The organism is Bartonella propinqua (assembly GCF_047263965.1).
Lineage (GTDB): Bacteria > Pseudomonadota > Alphaproteobacteria > Rhizobiales > Rhizobiaceae > Bartonella.
This window is the reverse complement of sequence record NZ_JBLEBK010000025.1, coordinates 1-2,481: the sequence shown is the minus strand read 5'-3', so window position 1 is coordinate 2,481 and position 2,481 is coordinate 1. Positions and strand designations below refer to the sequence as shown.

General features: G+C 36.1%; 1 protein-coding gene, 1 tRNA gene and 1 pseudogene. 2 read left to right on the top strand and 1 reads right to left on the bottom strand.

The genetic code is table 11. The features are described from left to right. Together ACMFKV_RS07105 and ACMFKV_RS07100 are read left to right on the top strand one after the other, a co-directional pair. A pseudogene (locus ACMFKV_RS07105) lies at nucleotides 1-500 on the top strand (late control protein); the annotation flags it as partial. Nucleotides 501-641: 141 nt separating this feature from the next. After that, complete coding sequence (locus ACMFKV_RS07100) at nucleotides 642-1,460, top strand: DNA adenine methylase (protein WP_413154913.1); 819 nt, start codon at nucleotides 642-644, stop codon at nucleotides 1,458-1,460. 188 nt (nucleotides 1,461-1,648) lie between these two features. On the opposite strand, the gene ACMFKV_RS07095 is transcribed toward ACMFKV_RS07100, so the two are convergent. Continuing rightward, nucleotides 1,649-1,738, bottom strand: a tRNA-Ser gene (locus ACMFKV_RS07095). Nucleotides 1,739-2,481: the final 743 nt, after the last annotated feature.

Below are 2,481 nucleotides of genomic sequence, written 5' to 3'. Positions count from 1 at the left end.
ATCGGATGCAGGCACGTTTTTTAATCAAGGACAATAAGTTCTTATTTTTAGGGCGTGAGAGTTTACCAACCCTCGAAATCCATAAGCATGATTGCTCTCAATGGGAGTTCACCTTAGAGCCGCGAACACAATATGGTGCGGTTGAAGCCAGTTATTTTGATCGTGCTAAGGGGCAGCAAGTACAGGTTAAGCATCAGACAAGCTTCACAGGTCCCACGCGGCGTTTGCGCAGTTGCTATACATGTAAGGAAGAGGCACTAGCAGCAGCTGCCTCAGAAGGGGATAGGCTTTGTCGTGCTGTTGGGAGTGGTTCGTTAACGCTGGAGGGCTGCCCAGAGATTATGGCAGATCAATCTCTTCTGCTGCGTGGGTTTCGTGGAGAGATTAACGGGCAATGGAGAGCTTCTACAGTTACCCATCGCTATGAAAAAGCTAGCGGATATACAACAGAAATTATCTTAGAAGCACCAGAAAAGGGAAGGGGGGATACTCAAAAATAGAGGCTGGGCTGGTTATCCAGCCAACGGGAATAGTTTGCAACACAGCTCGTCCGATGCCAGAAAACATAACATCGCAGCCACTTCTTATCACTGAAAGCAATGAGAAGATGGCTATTATGCACGAGAGAGTGTTAAGAAAGTATGGACACAATTCATTCTGAAACATTAAAATTGATTAATCCTGTCACACCAGCTGTTGCTTATGTTGGTGGCAAAAGAAGGTTAGCCAAAACTATTATCAAAATCATTGAAGATATTCCGCATAATCTTTATGCCGAACCCTTTGTTGGAATGGGAGGGATTTTCTTTAGGAGAAAATTGATTCCACCAGCAGAAATTATCAATGATCGCTCAGGTGATGTGGTGAATTTTTTTCGGGTGTTACAACGCCATTATCAGCCCTTTATGGATATGTTGAAATTCCAGATTACCAGTCGTCAAGAGTTTCAGCGCATCACTTTGCAAGACCCATCTACGTTAACTGATCTAGAGCGTGCTGTTCGGTTTTTATATCTGCAACGGTTGAGTTTTAGCGGTAAGGTGGTCAAGCGCACTTTTGGTGTTTCAACGGATCGTAGTGCACGGTTTAATTATTTTAAAATTGAAGCGTTATTAGAGCTTATTTATCGCCGCTTGGCAGATGTTACCATTGAACAGTTAAACTGGTCAGACTTTATGCTTCGCTATGATCGACCAAATGTTTTATTTTATCTTGATCCGCCTTATTGGGGTGTTGAGGATTATTACGGAAAGGATTTGTTTAAGAGGGAAGATTATCAGGTGATGGCAACGATTCTTTCCCAATTACAAGGAAAGTTCCTTCTCTCTTTAAATGATGTGCCAGAGATTCGAAAAACCTTCAGTCAGTTTCATATAAAAGAAGTCGCTACATTTTATACATTTGGCTCTTCAAAGAATACTGCTGCTAAAGAATTAATCATCACCAATTGTGATTTTTAACAGAAGAAAACAATCTCCTTTGAGGGGGCTTAAAAACCCCTTTGAAGACCCCTTGAAAGCCCTTTAAAAACCCTTTGAAAAAAAATGAATTGGTGCAAAACCTAGTGTCAAATTATGCAAAACCTAGTGGCAAGCTACAGGCAAGCTACATACAACAATCAATATATTATATGCAGAAAAGAATTAAGTGGCGGAGGGGGTGGGATTCGAACCCACGGTACAGTCTCCTGCACGCCGGTTTTCAAGACCGGTGCCTTAAACCGCTCGACCACCCCTCCAAACTGAGTACACTTTCTTACAAAGTTCTCGCAAAAGGTCAATCATTTAAATATGCTTTTAAACGTTTTTAATAAAACTACTTAATCTTGATTAAAGATAATTCTCAATTTTGCTATTTTAAAATAAGAAATCTTAATTTTAGGATAAACAATTTTTTCAGAAAATAAACTATTAACGTAAAATTATAACAAAGCTTTCAATATTTTCATTCACTAAAACAGTAAAAAAATTTTTAAAATCTCATCTTTTTTCCAAAATGGCTTTCCTTTTTTAAATTTAAAAATGTTTTTTTTATATGGTATTATAGAAAAATATGCAAAAATTTTGGATTTTTAACAAATTTTATGGAATGCGGTTTCGTTTATATGAATAGATTTATAAAAAAATTAATGATATTTTTTATAAAGAGGTAGAGTTTGTCTTATGAATATATGATACAGTGTTATCAAAATAATTAATATTCATATTATATGTGCTTTAGGTTAAATTAGTCATTATTCTCTATTTTAATCATTTGGAGTAAAGAGGACGTAGGAAATTTACTCCAATTAGGGTAGTTTTATAAATACTGTATTCACTTCCCATTATCGATGTTATTATCACTTTTTTCACTAAACAGATTTTTAATCGCAGGTTTGAATTATTTTAAGGTTGATTTTTAATTCATGTGTTGATTGATGATTAATCTGTTTTAGCTATTTTACAATAAAAGTTGTAAAAACAATATAATATAAATTTATCA